The 546-nt window shown below is 73.8% G+C and carries 1 protein-coding gene; it reads right to left on the reverse strand.

Translation table 11 applies throughout. The features are described 5' to 3' along the window. The coding region (locus ACK4SE_RS14275) for a hypothetical protein (RefSeq protein WP_409694048.1) at positions 1 to 183 on the reverse strand (183 nt) is incomplete at its 3' end. Positions 184 to 546 lie beyond the last annotated feature (363 nt).

Below are 546 nucleotides of genomic sequence, written 5' to 3' on the forward strand. Positions count from 1 at the left end.
CTGCAGGCTGGTCGGTGGTGGCTGGCGGCGCGGCAGCGGGGTCGGCTGCTGTGTCGAGCAATAAGTCGCCACCATCGGCGCCGTCGCCACCACCACCGCCACCACCACCGCCACCGCCACCGCCGCCGCCGCCGCCGCCACCGCCGCCACCACCTTCGCCACCGCCGCCACCACCTCCGCCACCTGCCGCAGCGCTGTCAGCTGCCGGCGCCGGCTCCAGCACACCCCCTGCTGCCGCTGGGTCGTTCACCGCCAGCTGCACGTCCCGAGCCGGCGTGGTGGCGCGGCAGGTGGGGCACGAAACGTAGTTGCGAGCGCCGCGCACGCGACGGAAGCAAGACTTGCTGCGCGGTCGCGGGCTGTGAGGAGCGCACAGCAGCAGCGACAGGCAGCGACAGGCAGCGACAGACAGCGACGGCGAGCGTCGCACCAGAAGATGTGGCCGCACGGCAACACCGCCACTTGTCGAGCCAGCTCCTCCAAGCACACCAAGCAAGTGAGCTCCCCGCTGTCCCGCTCCGCGCCCGCAGCGCCCGCGCCCGCCCG

The sequence above is a fragment of the Brevundimonas sp. genome (genome assembly GCF_046293315.1).
GTDB lineage: Bacteria > Pseudomonadota > Alphaproteobacteria > Caulobacterales > Caulobacteraceae > Brevundimonas.